The 1,108-nt window shown below is 38.6% G+C and carries 1 protein-coding gene; it reads right to left on the bottom strand.

What is annotated here, in order from left to right; all coding sequences use genetic code 11:
* Positions 1 to 382 precede the first annotated feature (382 nt).
* Complete coding sequence (locus DEF52_RS06010; protein WP_007548583.1) at positions 383 to 712, bottom strand: SWIM zinc finger family protein; 330 nt, start codon at positions 710 to 712, stop codon at positions 383 to 385.
* Between the last annotated feature and the right edge of the window lie 396 nt (positions 713 to 1,108).

Raw genomic sequence — 1,108 nt, 5'->3', positions numbered from 1 at the left:
ACCACGGGGCTTCTTTTGCCTTTTTTTTCGTTTGGTAAATTTCTTAATGTTTATAGCTAAACGACAACCGTCATCCCGCTGCTTGTTAGCGGGATCTATGCTAAGAGATACCGCGGATGAATCGCGCGGTATGACGGTTCGTGGTGGCATCTCGTCATCCCGCTACGTGTTAGCGGCTAAGAGATACCGCGGCGGTATGACGTCTTAGCCATAGATTACCTGATCTCACCATCTTTCCGGTTGTTTTATACATAATTCTCGGATTTTGAAAGTTCACTTTGAATAAATTGCTCATATTCTTTATCCTCTAGTTCTTCAAAAATCTCAGGATAATGTTTACTGGAACGAGTAATTATTGAAATTAGCTCTTGCTTTGTTTTTCTTAGTAAAACCTTTCAAAGAGAGTCTGTTCATCTGGGCGCGCAGACGATCGATACTCCTTTCTATCAAGTGCAACCAAAGCAAAACCTGTTGCAGCCATATGCTTACATGGACCATAATACACAAATGCAGGACAGGAACATGTTCCACTCAAAAGAGGACCATCGTGCTTTAGTGTTACTCGATATACATTTGATCCAACTACCTTTGATTTAGCTTGAGATTCATTAACAGATATAATCTGTACCTTTCTTTTGTCAAAATAATCCCTTCCTCTGGAGCGGTAGGGTTCTTTGATAAGACCTGTGATATCTTTATAATACAGTCTCATTTTTACCTCCTTTAAAACCCTCAATTTTCTAATATATCCTTTCTTCCATAAAAATTTATTAACTCACCACGACTTTTATATGGCCCTGCGGACAATTTTATAGTGCTATAGCTAACTCAAGAAAGGTTTCCCTACGTCATACCGCGATTCATTCCATAACTGTATGAACATTCATTTTTGAAGGTAAATTGCACAGCAAATGGTGTCATGAAAGTAGCTGACACTGGAATCCAGCCTTGCCGTAATCTCATCAAGAACGTTGTGTTTTAACATAAAACGGCTACTTTTATACTTACCAACTTAATAAAATTCCTGGATCCCAGTGGGCTTTGTTGCATCGCTAGCTATGATGGATTAAAGATAAAAAAGATAGGGAATATCAGTAGCTTATTATTC

This window comes from Wolbachia endosymbiont of Nasonia oneida (assembly GCF_009012935.1).
GTDB lineage: Bacteria > Pseudomonadota > Alphaproteobacteria > Rickettsiales > Anaplasmataceae > Wolbachia > Wolbachia pipientis.
The sequence above is the reverse complement of the archived record's forward strand: the minus strand, read 5'-3'. Positions and strand labels throughout refer to the sequence as shown.